Annotated in this window: 17 protein-coding genes; 13 read left to right on the top strand and 4 right to left on the bottom strand. The window is 73.4% G+C overall.

Going from position 1 to position 16,015, the window contains the following annotated elements; translation table 11 throughout:
* The first annotated feature begins 27 nt into the window (after positions 1–27).
* The 4 genes from V6R91_RS32710 (at position 28) to erm (ending at position 4,976) form a co-directional block, all read left to right on the top strand.
* Positions 28–2,481 carry an alpha/beta hydrolase-fold protein gene (locus V6R91_RS32710; protein ID WP_336398806.1) on the top strand — a complete coding sequence of 818 codons (2,454 nt, stop codon included), beginning with the start codon at positions 28–30 and terminating at the stop codon, positions 2,479–2,481.
* Between the two features lie 74 nt (positions 2,482–2,555).
* The gene (locus V6R91_RS32715) at positions 2,556–2,975 is read left to right on the top strand and encodes a VOC family protein (protein WP_336398807.1); all 420 of its coding nucleotides are present in this window, start codon (positions 2,556–2,558) and stop codon (positions 2,973–2,975) included.
* The gene (locus V6R91_RS32720) at positions 2,972–3,802 is read left to right on the top strand and encodes an acyl-CoA thioester hydrolase/BAAT C-terminal domain-containing protein (protein ID WP_336398808.1); all 831 of its coding nucleotides are present in this window, start codon (positions 2,972–2,974) and stop codon (positions 3,800–3,802) included. Before V6R91_RS32715 ends, V6R91_RS32720 begins: the two co-directional genes overlap by 4 nt.
* Positions 3,803–4,187: 385 nt before the next feature.
* On the top strand, positions 4,188–4,976 hold the full coding sequence (gene erm, locus V6R91_RS32725; RefSeq protein ID WP_336398809.1) for a 23S ribosomal RNA methyltransferase Erm: 789 nt from the start codon (positions 4,188–4,190) through the stop codon (positions 4,974–4,976).
* A 27-nt stretch (positions 4,977–5,003) separates the two neighbouring features.
* On the opposite strand, the gene V6R91_RS32730 is transcribed toward erm, so the two are convergent.
* On the bottom strand, positions 5,004–5,414 hold the full coding sequence (locus V6R91_RS32730; protein WP_336398810.1) for a RidA family protein: 411 nt from the start codon (positions 5,412–5,414) through the stop codon (positions 5,004–5,006).
* A gap of 134 nt (positions 5,415–5,548) precedes the next feature.
* On the opposite strand from V6R91_RS32730, the gene V6R91_RS32735 reads away from it, so the two are divergent.
* The 3 genes from V6R91_RS32735 to V6R91_RS32745 are packed head-to-tail and all read left to right on the top strand — an operon-like array spanning position 5,549 to position 7,461.
* On the top strand, positions 5,549–5,959 hold the full coding sequence (locus V6R91_RS32735; protein ID WP_336398811.1) for a VOC family protein: 411 nt from the start codon (positions 5,549–5,551) through the stop codon (positions 5,957–5,959).
* Between the two features lie 48 nt (positions 5,960–6,007).
* A complete protein-coding gene (locus V6R91_RS32740) occupies positions 6,008–6,460 on the top strand; it encodes a VOC family protein (protein ID WP_336398812.1) in 453 nt (150 codons plus the stop codon).
* Positions 6,457–7,461 carry a GNAT family N-acetyltransferase gene (locus V6R91_RS32745; RefSeq protein WP_336398813.1) on the top strand — a complete coding sequence of 335 codons (1,005 nt, stop codon included), beginning with the start codon at positions 6,457–6,459 and terminating at the stop codon, positions 7,459–7,461. The genes V6R91_RS32740 and V6R91_RS32745 overlap by 4 nt, the downstream gene beginning before the upstream one ends.
* Here the strand turns inward: V6R91_RS32745 and V6R91_RS32750 are convergent.
* The gene (locus V6R91_RS32750) at positions 7,448–8,689 is read right to left on the bottom strand and encodes an MFS transporter (RefSeq protein WP_336398814.1); all 1,242 of its coding nucleotides are present in this window, start codon (positions 8,687–8,689) and stop codon (positions 7,448–7,450) included. The two genes, V6R91_RS32745 and V6R91_RS32750, sit on opposite strands and share 14 nt — an antisense overlap.
* Positions 8,690–8,797: 108 nt before the next feature.
* Here V6R91_RS32750 and V6R91_RS32755 point away from each other — a divergent pair, with 108 nt between their 5' ends.
* The 5 genes from V6R91_RS32755 (at position 8,798) to V6R91_RS32775 (ending at position 12,544) form a co-directional block, all read left to right on the top strand.
* Positions 8,798–9,475 (top strand): GntR family transcriptional regulator, encoded by a 678-nt coding sequence (locus tag V6R91_RS32755; RefSeq protein ID WP_336398815.1) that lies wholly within the window; start codon positions 8,798–8,800, stop codon positions 9,473–9,475.
* 13 nt (positions 9,476–9,488) lie between these two features.
* The gene (locus V6R91_RS32760) at positions 9,489–10,244 is read left to right on the top strand and encodes an SDR family NAD(P)-dependent oxidoreductase (RefSeq protein ID WP_336398816.1); all 756 of its coding nucleotides are present in this window, start codon (positions 9,489–9,491) and stop codon (positions 10,242–10,244) included.
* A 103-nt stretch (positions 10,245–10,347) separates the two neighbouring features.
* Entirely contained in the window at positions 10,348–10,818 is a 471-nt protein-coding gene (locus V6R91_RS32765; protein ID WP_336398817.1) for a carboxymuconolactone decarboxylase family protein, read from the top strand.
* 43 nt (positions 10,819–10,861) lie between these two features.
* Complete coding sequence (locus tag V6R91_RS32770; protein ID WP_336398818.1) at positions 10,862–11,755, top strand: sigma-70 family RNA polymerase sigma factor; 894 nt, start codon at positions 10,862–10,864, stop codon at positions 11,753–11,755.
* A 60-nt stretch (positions 11,756–11,815) separates the two neighbouring features.
* Positions 11,816–12,544, top strand: a complete 729-nt coding sequence (locus tag V6R91_RS32775) for a peptidylprolyl isomerase (protein WP_336398819.1) — start codon at positions 11,816–11,818, stop codon at positions 12,542–12,544.
* 25 nt (positions 12,545–12,569) lie between these two features.
* Here the strand turns inward: V6R91_RS32775 and V6R91_RS32780 are convergent, their stop codons facing one another.
* Entirely contained in the window at positions 12,570–14,003 is a 1,434-nt protein-coding gene (locus V6R91_RS32780; RefSeq protein ID WP_336398820.1) for an MFS transporter, read from the bottom strand.
* Positions 14,004–14,109: 106 nt separating this feature from the next.
* Entirely contained in the window at positions 14,110–14,865 is a 756-nt protein-coding gene (locus V6R91_RS32785; RefSeq protein ID WP_271060455.1) for an AAA family ATPase, read from the bottom strand.
* Positions 14,866–15,019: 154 nt separating this feature from the next.
* Here V6R91_RS32785 and V6R91_RS32790 point away from each other — a divergent pair, with 154 nt between their 5' ends.
* Positions 15,020–15,964 (top strand): endonuclease/exonuclease/phosphatase family protein, encoded by a 945-nt coding sequence (locus V6R91_RS32790; protein WP_336398821.1) that lies wholly within the window; start codon positions 15,020–15,022, stop codon positions 15,962–15,964.
* Positions 15,965–16,015: the final 51 nt, after the last annotated feature.

Below are 16,015 nucleotides of genomic sequence, written 5' to 3' on the forward strand. Positions count from 1 at the left end.
CATCTCCCTCAGCGCCGAGGAGCGACGATGCCCGGACCCCGTCATGACGCACGCCCGCAGGCCCGCCGCAGGACCACCCGAGCGCTCGCGGTCGTCACGGCGGTCGTCGCGATCGCGCTGGCCGCGGTGCTCCCGTTCCGCGCTCCGGCCGCCGTCGCCTCTGAAGGGGCCGTGTCCACCGGGACCGCGCCCTCGGATGCGCTCGGAGGGATCGCCTACGCCGCCTATCTGCCGCCGGGCTACGACACGACGGACGAGCGGTACCCGACGCTGTACCTCCTGCACGGGCGCGGCGACACGATGGCGGCGTGGCAGCACGTGTCGAGCACCCTCGACGCCCTCATCTCCGAGGGCCGCATCCCGCCCATGGTCGTCATCATGCCCGACGCGCCCTGGAACGAACGCGGGAGCTGGTACACCGACTCGCAGTACACCGGAGACGCCGCAGGCGGACCGGGCCTCGCCGTCGAGAGCGGCCTGGTCGACGACCTCGTCGCCCACGTCGACGCGACGTACCGGACCGTCCCCGACCGCGTCGCCCGAGCCGTCGGCGGCTACTCGATGGGCGGCGCGGGCGCGCTCCGGCTCACCCTCGCCCATCAGGACATGTTCGCGGCGGGAATCGTGCTGAGTCCGGCCGTGTACGTCCCCCTGCCGCCCGCCGACTCCTCGACGCGCGACTACGGCGGATACGGCGTCGGGGACCGCCTCTTCGACGAAGGGCGGTTCGCGGAGCTGTCGTATCCCGCGGCGCTGTCGTCCGTTGACCCGTCCCTGCCGGTGCACCTGTTCATCGCGGTCGGCGACGACGAATGGCCGAATCCCGATCCGGCGGACGCCATCCACGACCTCACCATGGAGGCCACGACCCTCTACACCGCCGCCCGCCGCGTCCCCGGCGTCACCGCGGAGCTGCGCGTGCTCGACGGCGGCCACGACTGGGACGTCTGGGACCCCGCCTTTGCCGAGGGCGTCGTCGACGTCGCCTCGAGGCTGCGCTCCGCACCGCTTCCGGACTGGGAGGGCACTCTCGTCGGATCAGAGGGCGACGACCGCGCGGGCGGCGTGGTCGCGATGCCCGACGGCGGATCCGTGCTCGCTTTCGCCGCCGCGGGGCCCGTCGAGGGGGTCCCGCATGCCGGAGGACTGGATGTCGTCGTGCAGCGCCGGGACGCAGCCGGTGCGGTGAGCTGGTCGACCGCGCTCGCGACCGAGGCGGACGAACGCGCGTATGGCGTCGTCCCCGGCGCGGACGGCGGCGTCCTCGTCGGCGGCTACGCGCGAGGCGACCTGGACGGACGGCACCCCGGAGCGACCCGCGACGACGGCTTCGTCGCCTCCATCGCCGCGGACGGCACGACGTCGTGGGTCGTCCAGATCGGGGATCCCGAGGCCGCCGACCGGTTCTACGCGATCACCGCGGACGGGAACGGCGGCGCATACCTCGGCGGATACACCGGCGGGTCGCTCGAAGCCCCGAACGCCGGCGACAAGGACGCGCTCCTCGTGCACGTCGACGCGAAGGGCCAGGTCGAGCGGACCCTGCAGCTCGGCGGCCCCGGCGAGGACAAAGGACAGGCGGTCGCCCTCGGGGCGGACGGCGCGGTGTACCTCGGCGGGGTGGCTGGAGATGCCTTGCCCGGGGGCGAGGCCCACGGCGGGCTGGACGCGTTCGTGTCGCGGATCGATCCGGATGGCACGGTCTCGTGGACCCGGCAGTACGGATCCGCCGAGACCGACCAGGTGTGGGGGCTCGTCCCGCGCGCGGACGGCTCGGTCGTGGCGATCGGGCACACGCGAGGAACCGTCGGTGCGTCGGCGTCCGGCGACCACGACGTCCTGGTGCGTGCGCTCGGAGCCGACGGCGCGACCCTCTGGACGACGCAGATCGGCACGGAGACCGACGATCGCGGCGTCACCGGAGTCCTCGGGGCGGACGGCCGCGTCCTCGTCGTCGCCACGACCTACGGAACCCTCGCCGACCAGATCGGCGGCGTCGACGTCGCCACGATCGAGGTCGACGCGGACGGGACGCCGGGTCCCGTGACGCAGTTCGGCTCGATCGACCGGGACGGCGCGGACGAATGGGACGACCCGAACCTCTTCGTCGCCGCGGGGGCGGAGGCGGCCTGGATCTCCGGGCTCACGTACGGCGCGCCGACCGGGACCGCGTCCGCCGGTGCGGGCGACGTCTTCACCTCCGTCCGCCCCTTCGACACCGAAGATCCCGTCGCTCCGACACCGACGCCCACGCCGGTGCCGACATCCACGCCGGCCCCGACACCCACGCCGACCCCGGGCCCCGGCGGGCCGGGCCCCGACGGCGATGCGGAGGGGAACCCCGGAGGAAACCCCGGCTCCGCACTGCCCGGCACCGGCGGCTCCCCGGAGTGGCGCCTGCTCGCCGCCGGGGTCCTGGCGGCCCTCGCGGGTGTCGTCGTCGTCCGGAGGGCGCGGCGTCACACGATCCCGGGAAGGTGACAGCCGGCGCCGCGGGTTCGACGACATCGCTCGTCGGACCGCCCGAACGCCCGCGGATCGGCCAGACTGGCCCCATGCCCGTCTTCGATCACCTCGGCGTCAGCGTCGAGGATCTCGCCCGGGGGATCGCGCAGTTCGATCCCGTCATGACCGCACTGGGGTTCGAGCGCAGCGACATCGAAGGGTCGTCCGCCTGGTGGAAGGAAGGCGAGACGGAGTTCATCGTCTTCGCCGCCCGCGAGCCCGGAAGCGGCCCGCACCGCCACGGCCGCGTCGGCTGGCAGCATCTCGCCTTCGCCGTCGACTCCCGCGAGGAGGTGGACCGTCTGCACGCGATCGCCGTGGCGGCGGGGTGGAACGTCGTCCGCGAGCCGAAGCTCTATCCGCGCTTCTCGGACCGGTACTACGCCTCTTTCCTGGAGGACGACAACGGCATCCGGATCGAGTTCATGCACAACCCGCCGCGCGAGACGGTCCACACGGCCATGCCATGACCGATCGGTACGTGCAGGACGAGGATCGCGTCGACGCGCGCCCGGCGAGGCCCAACGGCACGGCGGTCCTGATCGTCGCCGGCTCCAGCGGTCGGATGGAGACCGCGCGGGCCGAGCTCCTCGCGAGCCAGGGGGTGCACGCCAGGACCATCCGCTGGTTCGGCGGCGCGGCGCAGCGCCCCGCCCCGCACGAGGTGCCGTTGGAGATCTTCGCGGCGGAGGCCGAGTCCCTGCGCCACGATCACGACCGCGTCGTCCTGATGGGGACGTCGTTCGGCTCCGAGGCCGTGCTCCTGACCGCGTCCGCCGAGCCCGTGGACGCCGTGATCGCCATCGCGCCCAGCTCCGTCGTCTGGCCCGGTCTCCTCGACGGCGGCTGGTCCTCGCACTGGACCCGCGGCGGGCGAGCCCTCGCAGCCGTGCCGTTCGACGGCGACTGGGCCCCGGAGACCGACCCTCCCGCCTTCCGCTCGCTGTACGAGCGGAGCCTCGCCGCCCACGAACGGGCCGCCGCCGCTGGTGCGGAGAGCCCGGAGATCCCGGTGGAGAGGATCGACGGCGAGGTGCTCCTCGTCCACGGAGGGGACGACCGGGTGTGGCCGAGCGATGCCTTCGCCCAGCGCATCGCCCGCCGCCGCCGTGCCGCCGGGCTCGACACCGCCGTGATCGCCCATCCGGACGCCGGACATCGACTTGTCCTCCCCGGGGAGCGACCGCCCACCGGCGGGACCCGGATGCAGCGGGGAGGGAGCGAGGCCGCGGACCGGGAGCTCGGGCTGCTCGCGTGGCCCAGGATCCGCGACCTGCTGCGCATCCGCGCGCTCTGACGCCCCCACGACCGCCGAGCGGTCGCGGCCCGGCGCGGGCATCGCGTACACTCGACGCCATGGGAACTCTGTGCAGCGCTCACGTCGGTGTGCGCTTCTACGGCTACCGCGACCGCCGCGCCTGACGGCGCGTTGACGCTTCGCTAGCCCAGCCTCTCGCGCCGACGCCGGTCGACCTGCACCCGCACGGTCTCACCGGTCCGCGTGCTCCCGCGCGTCCTCTCTGAGACGCCGCACGCCGTCGTCCCGGTAACCCTTTCGGGTGCTCCCCTCAACCCTGGAGAGCGCCATGCGTCGTCATCCCCCATCCTCTCGTCCCCCTCGCCCGACCCCTTCCCGTCACCGCAGCGGATCGGCCCTCGTTCGACATCCGGCGCCGCACGAGGTGCCGTCGTCCGACGAGCCGCGCTCCCGTCACGGCGGACGCCACGAGCTCGGGCAGAACTTCCTCGCGCACCCGCCCACGGCCCGGTCGATCGCCGACCTGGTCGCCGCGACCCGTGGCCCGATCCTCGAGATCGGTCCGGGAGACGGCGCGCTCACCGCCCACCTGCTGCGTCTGGGACGCCCCGTCACCGCCGTGGAGATCGACGAGCACCGCGTCCGTCGACTCCGGGAGCGGTTCGCCGGCGCGCCCCTGGCGGTGCATCACGGGGACGCCCTGCGGGCGCGCCTGGACGCGCCGGTGCTCGTGGGCAACATCCCGTTCCACCTGACAACGCCACTGCTGCGTCGCATCCTCACCTCCGGGCAGTGGCGGCACGCCGTCCTCCTCACCCAGTGGGAGGTCGCCCGCAAGCGCGCGGGCGTGGGAGGGGCGACGATGCTCACGGCGCAGGCGGCGCCGTGGTTCACCTTCGCCCTCCACGGACGCGTGCCGCGCGGGCGGTTCCGTCCGGTGCCCTCGGTCGACGGAGGGATCCTCGGGATCGCCCGCCGGCCCGAGCCTCTCCTGCCCCGCCGGGAGCAGCACGGGTACGAGCGGTTCGTACGTGCCGCGTTCACGGCGCCCGGCAGAGGCCTCGACCGCATCGTCGCGCACGCCGCGGGGCGCCCGCTCGCTGACGCCCGGGGCGCGCTGGGCCGCGCGGGGGTAGGGTCGCGCGCCCTGCCGCGCGACCTCGCGGCGGAGGACTGGGCCGTGCTCTGGCGGGCGCTGGGGTCGGGACGGTGAGGCGGCGTCCGCGACGCCGCCCGGGCCTCAGGAGTCGTCGACGACGGCGGCCACCGCCTCGATCTCCACGAGCTGGTCGTCGTACCCGAGCACCGTGACGCCCATCAGCGTGCTGGGGACGTCGTGAGCGCCGAACGCGTCGCGCACGACCTCCCAGGCCGCAACGAGGTCGGCCTGGGAGGACGAGGCGACGAGGACACGCGTGCTGATGACGTCGGTCATCGACGCGCCGGCGTCGGCGAGCGCGCGTCGCAGCGTCTCGACGCAGCGCGCCGCCTGCCCCGCATAGTCGCCGACCGCGGCGGTGGAGCCGTCGTCCTCGAGCGGGCAGGCGCCGGCGAGGAAGATCAGCCGCGCGTCCTTCGGCGCGGTGGCGGCGTAGGCGTACTCGGCGACGTCGGACAGGGTGGCGGAACGGATCAGGGTCACGGCGGTCATGTCCCCCACTCTGCCAGGCGCATCGGCCCCGGGCGGACCGGCTCCGTCCACGCGCGGACAGGCCATTGCGGACATCTGCGCCCGGGCGGAGACTGAGCGTGCGCGACGACCGTCGCGTCTGTCGAAGGAGCATCATGACGAACCTCAACCCGTATCTCTCGTTCCGCGACAACGCCCGCGAGGCGATGGAGTTCTACCAGGGCGCGCTCGGCGGCGAGCTCGACATCTCGACCTTCGAGTCCTTCCCCGACATGGTCCAGGGCCCCGACGAGGCATCGCTGGTCATGCACGCGCAGCTCACCACCCCGGACGGATTGGTCCTCATGGCCTCGGACACCCCGAGCGCCATGCCGTACGCCGCGCCGCAGGGGGTCGCCGTCTCGTTGAGCGGCCCCGACGCGGACGAGCTGCGCGCCGCGTGGGACCGGCTCACCGACGGCGCCTCGATCACCATGCCGTTCGCCCCGGCGCCCTGGGGCGGCCTGTTCGGGATGTTCACGGACCGGTTCGGGATCGACTGGATGGTCGCGACCACCGAGGACTGACGCGCCGGCCGCACGGCCGCGTCCGCGGTCCGTGGGAGACTGCCCCGTATGGCCCGCATCGACCACCTCGGGATCACCGTCGACCACGTCCCTTCCGCGTCCGCACAGTTCGACCCGGTCCTCGCCGCCCTCGGCTACCGCCGCACCCACGACGCGGAGGACCTCGCGTTCTGGACCGGCGTCGTCCCCGAGATCCTGCTCTATCCCGCGCGCGAGGAGGGGTCCGCGCCGCACCGGCACGGCCGCGTCGGGTGGCAGCACCTCGCCTACCGCGTCGAGTCGCGCGCCGAGGTCGACCGGATCCACCGCGTCGCGCTGTCGGCCGGCTGGTCCGCCGTCCGCGAGCCCAAGGAGTATCCGCGCTTCACTCCGGAGTACTACGCGTCGTTCGTCGAGGACGACAACGGCATCCGCCTCGAGGTCTTCCACGACCCGCAGGGCTGGGAGCATCCGTCGCCCGATGCGGAGAACGCGGCCGACGCGGACGGCGGCGCTCGATGACGCCGCCGGTCACGGTGCACCACGTGCCCACCGACCGCCCCGAACAGCTGCGCACCGTCTGGCGCATCCTGGATGCGGCGTACCGCGAGGGCCGTCCCGATGCGGTGCCCGAACCGGAGCACGCTCTGCTCGCCCGCGCGCTGTCCCCGTCGCCGTACACCGAGCGCCGGTGGTTCCTGGCGGAGAAAGGGGGTGAGACCGTGGGGGCGGCCGAGCTCGCCTTCTCCCTCGCCGACAACCCGCACCTGGCGACGCTCGCGCTGGGCGTGCAGCCGCCGGTCTGGCGACGCGGCATCGGCCGCGCGCTCCACGAGCGTCTCATCGCGGAGTGCCGGGAGGCGGGGCGCCGCACGATCCTGGCCGAGGTCTCCCGACCGATGGATGCGCGCGGAATCGGCGCCGCGTTCGCCGAGTCCCTCGGCTACCGGGTGGTCCACACGGAGCACGTGCTGCGTCTCGACGTCCCCGGGGCGGACGGTCCCGCGGCACCGGCCGCCCCGTCCCGCCCCGATGAGGCCTACGAGATCCTCGGCTGGACCGACCGCTGCCCCGAGGAGTTCCTCGCGGCGTACCTGGCGATGCGCAACCAGATGAACGCCGACGTCCCCCTGGGCGAGATCGACATCGATCCGGTCGTCCTCGACGAGGAGCGGCTGCGGGTCTCCGAGGAGCGCACATCCGCGAGCTGGCGCTCGTTCGTGGCAGCCGCCCGCGCCCGGTCGACCGGCGAGTTCGCCGGGTACTCCGTCCTCATGACTCCGAGGGATGACGCGCGCGTGGCACGTCAGGACGACACGCTCGTGATGCCCGCCCACCGCGGACACGGACTCGGCGGGGCGCTCAAGCGCGACACGCTCGCGCGGCTGCGGAAACAGGCGCCCGAGTGCCGTGTCGTCTACACATGGACCGACCCCGCCAACACCGCGATGTACCGCACGAACGAGGCGTTCGGCTACCGTCCCGTCGAGATCATGCACGAGGTCGAGCTCACGGGGTTCTGACGCCTCCGTCCGGCGCGACCGGGAGGGATCCGTCGGGCTCCGCGAGATCGTGGCGGTCCTCGCGCGGGACCAGGGGCAGCGCGACCGCGGGCGCCGCCGCCAGCAGCGCGAAGGCCACCGGCGCCCCCACCAGTCCGATCAGCGCCCCGACCGCCGGACCCACCGCGGAAGCGACGAGGAACTGACCGGTGTTCTGCACCCCGAGCGCCCGCCCCGCCCAGGAGGTGCCCGCCGCCTCGGCCACCGAGGTGAACGCCAAGCCGTTGTCGGCGACGCTGACGACCGTCGCCAGGACGAAGACGACGGCGGCCGCCGCGTCGATGCGCAGCGCGCCGGCGGCGCCGACGGCCAGCATCACCGCGACCCCAGCGATCGCCACCCCCCGCAGCACCCGGACCCGGCTGCCCACGCGATCGCTGAAGCCCCCGATGAGGATCCGGCCCAGTGCGCCGACGAACTGCGCGACGGAGATGAGCAGCCCGGCCATCGTGGCGTCCCACCGCAGATCGGTCACGAGCCAGACGACGCCGAAGATCGACAGGGCGAACTGGGGCACGACGAGCAGCGCCGACACGAGGTGGATGCGCCACAGGAACGACCCGGCGCGGTAGGGATTGGCCGGACGGGCGAGCACGGCCTCCGCTCGCGGGGTCCTGGGCGGGTTGCGGATGCCGATGGCGCACAGCACCGCGAGCACACCGGTGAGCACGGCGGACAGGAGGAGGGCGGCGCCCACGCCGGCGCCACCCACGAACGCGGGCACGAGCACGGCGGCGACCGACACCCCCAGCGGCTGCGAGATCTGGCGGACCCCCATCGCCAGTCCGCGGCGCTCACGCGGGAACCATCCGATCACCACGCGTCCGCTCGCCGCGTTCACGCTCGCCGAGGCCGCGCCGCCGACGAGCAGCAGCACGCCCAGCAACGCGCGATCCTCGGCCAGGGCCGCTGCGCCGAGGGCTGCCGCCGCGGTGAGCGCGGATCCGCCGGCGATCACGATCCGTTCCCCGTGCCGGTCCGCCAGGGCGCCCCAGAGCACCATCGTCAGGACGAGCCCCACCGTCGGCGCGGCGGCAAGGAGCCCTCCCTCGGCGAGGGACATGCCCTGCTCGGCGTGCAGATGCGGAATCAGGAAGGCCGGGGTGCTCACGAACACCGTCCCCGCCGCTTGGGCGGCGACGCCGAGGGAGAGCATCGTCCACGCGCGACGCGGCGTCGCAGAAGCCATCGCGATCTCCTTCACGTCGTCCAAGAGAGGGGTATCGTTACGGTACACCCAGTTGGTATCCCGTAACTTCCGCTCTGAGGAAGAAGGTCGCCGTCGATGAGGAGCACGATGAGCACTGCGCACCGGTCCGAGCTCCGGGCAGACGCCTCGGTCTACGGCCGCCTGCGGCACGGGATCCTCACCCTGGACCACCTGCCCGGGGAGAGGCTCACCGAACGCGGGCTCGAGGATCGCCTCGGCTCGTCGCGCACCCCGATCCGCGCCGCCCTCCTGCGCCTCGAGGCCGACGGCCTCGTCCGCCGCGACGGCCGGGGCTGGGCCGTCGCCCCGATCGACCTGGCCGAGATCCGAGCCCTGGCCGAGTACCGCGAGGCGATCGAGGTCGCCGCCGTCCGGATGGCCGGCGAACGCGCCTCGGACGACGACCTCGCCGCGCTCGCCGACGCGATCGCGACGGACGACGACGACCTGCTCCGCCCCGGCGCGGGCTTCCACGAGATCATCGGCCGGCTCTCCGGGAACGTCTTCCTGGCCGAAGGGCTGGCGGGCGCGATGACACGGCTCCTGCGGCCGCGGTGGCTCGAGGTCCGCACGGACGAGGCCAGAGACCGCGCCAGGGACGAGCACCGGGAGATCGCGGACGCCCTCATGGCCCGGGACGCGGAACGAGCCGCGGAGCTCGTCCGCGCGCACGTCCGCAGCGGAGCGCAGCGGACGGTCGAGACGCTCGCGCACGAGCGGCGCCGGCTCCGCGGGCACGGACTCGCCGTCGTGGACGAGGGCTGATTAGGCTGGCGTCATGACGACGAGGGACGAGGCCGGGCACGCGGTCATCAGCGGCGGCGGCACGGGGATCGGTCGGGCCACGGCCCTCCGGCTCGCGCGCGACGGTTTCGACGTGACGATCATCGGCCGTCGCCCCGCCGTCCTGGACGAGGCCGCCGAGGAGATCCGCCGGGCCGCCCCCGAGCGCCGGGTGCACACCGTGACGGCGGACCTCGAGGACCCCGTGCGGGTGGAGCGGGCCGCCGCCGACATCGTGGCGATCGGGACGGTCGACGTGCTCGTGAACAACGCGGGCGGGAACCTCCTCGACCGCGGCGAGGGCCTGAGCGGACTGGCGGAGTACTACGAGGCGAACTTCCGCCGCAACGTCCTCACCGCCGTGCTCCTGACCGAGGCGCTGCTTCCGCACGTGCGACGACCGGGACGCATCGTGTCGATCAGCTCCATCGCCGGACTCCGTGGTGCGGACGCCTACGGTGCGGCCAAGGCCGCGATCCACGGATGGAGCATGGGCCTGGCCCTCCAGCTCGCCGACGAGGGCGTCACGGTGAACGCCGTGGCCCCCGGATACGTGCCCGACACCGGGTTCTGGGACGGCCGGCGCACCCCCGAGATCGCCGCCTCGCGCCTCGCCGGGGTCCCGATGAACCGCCCGGGCACGCCCGACGAGGTGGCGGGTGCGGTGTCATATCTCGCCGGGCCGTCCGCCGCCTGGACCACCGGTCAGATCATCCAGGTCAACGGCGGGGCCCTCCTCGGCCGCGGCTGACGGGACGATCGACGGCCGGCTGTCACACTTCGGGCGTGCGCTCCGACACCATCCATGAGGCCGGTGGCGCCTTCGGCGAGATCCGCCGGAGAGGACCGGCGGAATGGATGCATCCGCGATGCGAATCGACATGTCCCGGACCAACAAGCTCGGCTACGCCGCCGTGATCGGATTGGAGGCGTACTCCCGGAAGTCCGTCGACACCTCCCTGTATCACCTTCTGAAGCTTCGCGCGTCGATCCTCAACGGCTGCGGGTTCTGCGTCGACATGCACTCCACCGACGGCGCGAAGCACGGCATCCCTCAGCGCAAGCTCCACGCGGTGGCGGCCTGGCAGCACTCCCGGAGCCTGTTCGACGAGCGGGAGCTCGCGGTCCTCGCGCTCACCGACGCCGTGACGGAGCTCGGGCCCACGACCGTCACGGACGAGATCTGGAACGCCGCCGCGCAGCACTTCGACGAGGGCGAGCTCGGGGCCCTCGTGCTCGCGATCGCGACGATCAACGTGTGGAACCGGATCGCCATCGCGACCGAGATGGAACCGCCCGTGGACGACAAGCATCCGGTCGAGTGAGGAGATCCCCGGCCCGTTCGCTGCACGGGCTAGCGTGGAGGCCATGACCGCCTCCTCCCCCGCCACGCAGGCGTGGGAGCGTGAACGCGGCCGGCTGCTCGGGATCGCCTATCGCATGCTGGGCGATCTCGGGCATGCCGAGGACGTGGTGTCGGAGGTGGCGATCGACGCGCTGCGCGAGGAGCGGGCCGGGACGCGCGAGGTGCGGTCCTGGCCGGCCCTGCTCACGACCATCTGCGTGCGACGCTCCATCGACCGGCTGCGGGCCGAGATCGCGGTTCGGGAGGACTACGTCGGGCACTGGCTTCCGGAGCCGGTGGCGACCGAGCGTCTGCCCGAGGAGGCGATCGCGGACCGCGAGCTGCTCTCCCTCGCGCTGCTGCACCTCGCCGAGCAGCTCGCTCCCGAGGCCCGCGCCGCGGTGGTGCTGCATCGGGCGTTCGGCATGCCGACGCGGGAGATCGCGGAGATCCTGGAGAAGAGCCCGGCAGCGGTGCGCCAGCTCCTCTCGCGGGCCGAGCGACGGCTGCGGATCGACGCGACGTCGACGCCTCCGCGCTCCGCGGACCGGGAGGCCCTCGCCCGTCTGGTCGCCGCGATCGAGGAGGGCGAGATCGACGCCGTGGTGACCCTCCTGGAAGACGACGCGATCCTGTGGGCCGACGGCGGGGGCCGGGTCCGCAGCGCGCTCAACCCGGTGTTCGGCGCGGAGAAGGTCACGCGCTTCCTGCGGGGGATCGTGGAACGCGCCCGCGCGCACGACGCCGTCCATCCGCTCCGGGGCGGTCTGGTGGAGGTCAACGGCGAGACGGCGCTCCTGCTGCACTACTCGGGGCACGACGCGGTCGTGACGATCGAGCTCGGCGATTCGGGGCGGATCCGTGCGCTGCGGCAGGTCGCGAACCCGGACAAGCTCCGCCACGCACGCGCGGCGTGACACCAAGCGCCCCGCTCGCCGGCATCGGGCTCGCGCTCCGGGTCGAACTACGATCGATGCATGCGCACCTCCTCCCGTCCCCTGGCCCCCCGTTCCCTGGCCCGCCGCTCCCTGCTCGCGGTGTCGGCCGCGGCCATGCTCGCCCTCGCCGGATGCTCCACGACTCCCGCGGCGCCGACCGACGCCGGATCCGGTGCGCCCGGCGACGCCGGCGCCAGCGCGGAACCGACCACGCCCGCGGGCACCTGCGTCTACGGTGCGGCGGGACCGGCGGCCAAGGACGCGACCACGCCGCCCGCAGAGCCGACCGCGTCGGGCACGGTCCCGGCGACGATCCGCACCAGTGCGGGCGATCTGGCCGTGTCCCTCGACGCGGACGCCGCGCCGTGCACCGTCAACAGCTTCCTGTCGCTCGCGCAGCAGGGCTATTTCGACGACACCCCCTGCCACCGTCTCACCACCTCCGGCATCTTCGTGCTGCAGTGCGGCGACCCCACCGGCAAGGGCACCGGCGGGCCGGGATATGAGTTCCCCGACGAGCTGACCGGCTCGGAGACCTACCCGGCCGGGACCCTCGCGATGGCCAACGCCGGCCCCGACACGAACGGCTCGCAGTTCTTCGTGGTCTACGCCGACACCCAGCTCGCCCCGAGCTACACGGTCTTCGGGTCCCTGGACGCGGCGAGCGTCGAGGTCGTCAAGGCCATCGCAGCCAAGGGCACCGACACCGGGGCGGGCGACGGCGAGCCCAAGGAGCCCGTGACGATCGCCGGCGTGACCGCCGGCTGAGGGCCTGCGCCCGCCGGCGACGTCCTCACTCCGGCAGGGAGGGGTGCCGTTCGCGTGCGGGCTTCGTCGGGATGATCAGGGCGAGCACGAACGCGACGGCCGCGGCACCGATGCCGAGCAGGAACGCCAGCTGGAATCCGTCCTCGGTCGGCTGCCCCATCGGGCTCTGGGCGCTGGACGCCGCGAGGACGGCGCCCATCACGGCCGCCGCGGCGCTCGTGCCGAGAGACCGGCACAGCGCGTTGAGCCCATTGGACGCGCCGGTCTCGTTCTGCGGCACGGAGCGCATGATGAGCATCGGCATCGAGGCGTAGCCGAAGCCGATCCCCACACCGATCAGGAGGTTCGCGACGAGGACGTGCCAGACCTCGCTGTGCAGGAGGATGGTGAACGCGTACGCGGCGATCAGGGCGGCGGCGCCGCCCAGCAGCAGCACCTTGGGGCCGATCGCGTGAGCCACGCGCCCGGCGACCGGGGACAGCAGCATCATCAGGACGCCCGACGGCATCACGACCAGGCTGGCGGCGATCAGGGGCAGACCGAAGCCCACACCGGACTCGGGCGGCAGCTCCAGCAGCTGCGGGTACACCACGTTCGAGGCGAAGAGGGCGAAGCCCATCGCGATCGAGGCCAGGTTCGTGAGGAGCACAGGCCGGCGGGCCGCGACCCGCAGATCCAGGAGCGGCTCCTTCGCCCGCAGCTGATACCAGCCCCACAGCACGAGAAGCGCGAGTCCCCCGAACCCGCTCAGCAGCGTCGCCGGTGACGACCAGCCCCATTGATCGCCGCGCGACACGGCGAGCAGCACGCCGATCAGCGCGATGCTGAGACCCGCGGCGCCGAGGTAGTCAAATCGCCCTTCGGTGCGCAGGACGCTGACCGGCACCACCCAGAGCACGAGCACGAACGCGGCCGCGCACAGCACGGTGGTCACCCAGAACAGCAGATGCCAGTCGGCGTACTCCGTGATGAGAGCGCTGATGGGAAGGCCCAGCGCACCGCCCACGCCGAGCGTCGAGCTCATCATGGCCACGGCGCCGTCCACGCGCTCGGTCGGGAGCACGTCGCGCATGACCGCGATGCCCAGCGGGATCACTCCCGCCATCGCGCCCTGCAGCGTCCTGCCGATGACGACGCCCTGGATCTGCGACGACAGGGCGACGACCACGGACCCGACCAGGGTGATCACCAGCAGCGACAGGATGATGCGGCGCTTGCCGTACATGTCGCCGAGACGCCCCGCGATCGGGGTGACCACCGCCGACGCCAGCAAGGTGGCCGTGACCACCCAGGCGGTGTCCTCGCGGGCGGCGCCGAGCAGATCCGGGAGCTTCGACTGGATCGGGACGACGAGCGTGAACAGGAACGACGCGCAGAGCCCCGTGGCCAGCAGCACCGCGACGATCGCGCGATGCGGTGCCGGCCGCGACAGTCGGCGGCGTTCCTCTTCGACCCCCATCAGACGACCCACCCGTTTCGCGACATCGCCTCCGAGTCTAGGGGGAGAACCGAGGGTCGGTCTCCGGATCGCCGCCGCGGCTGGCCCCGGCCCGCCCGGCGCCGCGTCAGTCGAGCAGGTGGCGGAGGTACCGGGACGGATCCCCCAGGAACGAGCGCCAGTGGGCGACGAGCTCCAGCTCGTCCCACTCGACGCGACGCAGCCCGCGGTCGCCGACCTCGAGGATCGTCGCTCCGGGAAGGGCCGCGAGCACCGGCGAGTGCGTGGCGCAGAGCACCTGTCCGCCCTCGTCGGCGATGCGGCGCAGCACGGCGATGAGCGAGAGCGTCGAGCCGAAGGACAGCGCCGCCTCCGGCTCGTCGAGACAGTAGAAGCCGGGGTCGTCGAAGCGCGCATCGAGCAGCGCGAGGAAGGACTCGCCGTGGCTCATCTCGTGGAAGGCCGGCTCCGGACTGGTCCCCGGGTTCTCCTCGAGATAGGTGTAGAAGGAGTGCATCGTCTCGGCGCGCAGGAAGAACCCCCACCGGTCGGCCCCGACTCCGCGTCGGATCCGCAGCCAGTCCGACAGCGGCGACTCCGTGGCCCGGGTGCGGTGGTTCGCCTGGCGGGATCCCCCCTCCGGGGAGAGTCCGTACGCGATGGCGATCCCCTCCACGAGCGTGGACTTCCCGCTGCCGTTCTCGCCGACGAGGAAGGTCACCCCGGGGTCCAGATCCAGCCCGTCCCGCAGCACCTGAGCGACCGCCGGGATGCTCACCGGCCATCGCGGGGAGGCCGGGTCCGGCGCGTCGTCGTTGGCGCTCACCGCGACGACCGGCTGTTGGCGGGTGCGGCGACTGCGCGGATCCCAGAACGACTCCATGCTCCCCCTCCGCTGGTCCGACCGTGCGCACCATTGTGCCGGGAGCCGCCGACAGTGCGTCCATCCGACCCACAGAGGACGGACATCCGGCGGACAGGATCATCGGATACGTTCCTGGAGTCCGGCGCTCCCGCCGTACCCGACCGGAGGATCCATGACCCAGACGCTTCCTGCGGCCGTGCACGCCCCGCCGCCCCCGCCTCGCGCGCGGCCGGTGCGCCGCGGACGCGCCCTGGCGGCGGCGAGCGTGCTGCTGGCCGTGTGGGTGCTCCTCGGGATGCTGCCGGGACAGGTCGGCGCGCTGGTCGCCGCGACCCTGCCGTGGGTCGGCGCCGCGATCGCGCTGGCCGTCGTGCTGACGGCGCTCCTCGCGCGGCGGGCCGTCCTCGTCCCGCTCGCCGCGGGCGTCGTCTGGCTCGTGGCGATGATCCCGGCGCTGCCCGCGCTCCCCGGATCCGGCACCGGCGCCCTCACCGTCGCCAGCCAGAACGTGCAGGCGAACTCCGGAGGGGTCGCCGCCTCCGCTCGCACGCTGATGGACACCGGCGCGCAGATCGTGACGCTCACCGAGCTCGACGGCGAGAGCGGCGCGGTGGCGGACGAGCTCCTCGGGCAGCGGTTCGCGTACTCGTACCGGATCGGGACCGTCGGCGTCTGGAGCGCCTACCCGCTGGTCGACATGGAGCCGCTCGACCTCGGGCTCGGCTGGAACCGCGCCCTGCGCGTCGTCGCGGACACGCCGGCGGGACCGGTGAGCGTCTACCTGATCCATGCCGCTTCCCTGCGGCCGGGCGAGCAGCACGCACGGGACACGATGCTCTCCGCGCTGGCGGACGAGATCGCCGCCGACGACGCGGATCGGGTCCTCGCGGTCGGCGACTTCAACGCGACCCCCACCGACCCGGCCCTGGGACCGCTGCGAGCGAGCGCCGACTGGGTGCGCCCGACGGAGGCGGGCCTCGGCCTGACGTGGCCCGCGCCCTTCCCGCTCGCGCGGATCGACCAGGTCTTCGAGCGCGGCCTGTCCGTGGTCTCCTCGACCGCGGTTCGCGCCGGCGCCAGCGATCACCTCGCCACGCTCACGACCGTGGACTTCTGACGAACGGCGCCCGTGCCCCGGGATGCCGGGAGGATGGGATGACCGGATCGC

It is taken from the genome of Microbacterium sp. CCNWLW41 (assembly GCF_037083505.1).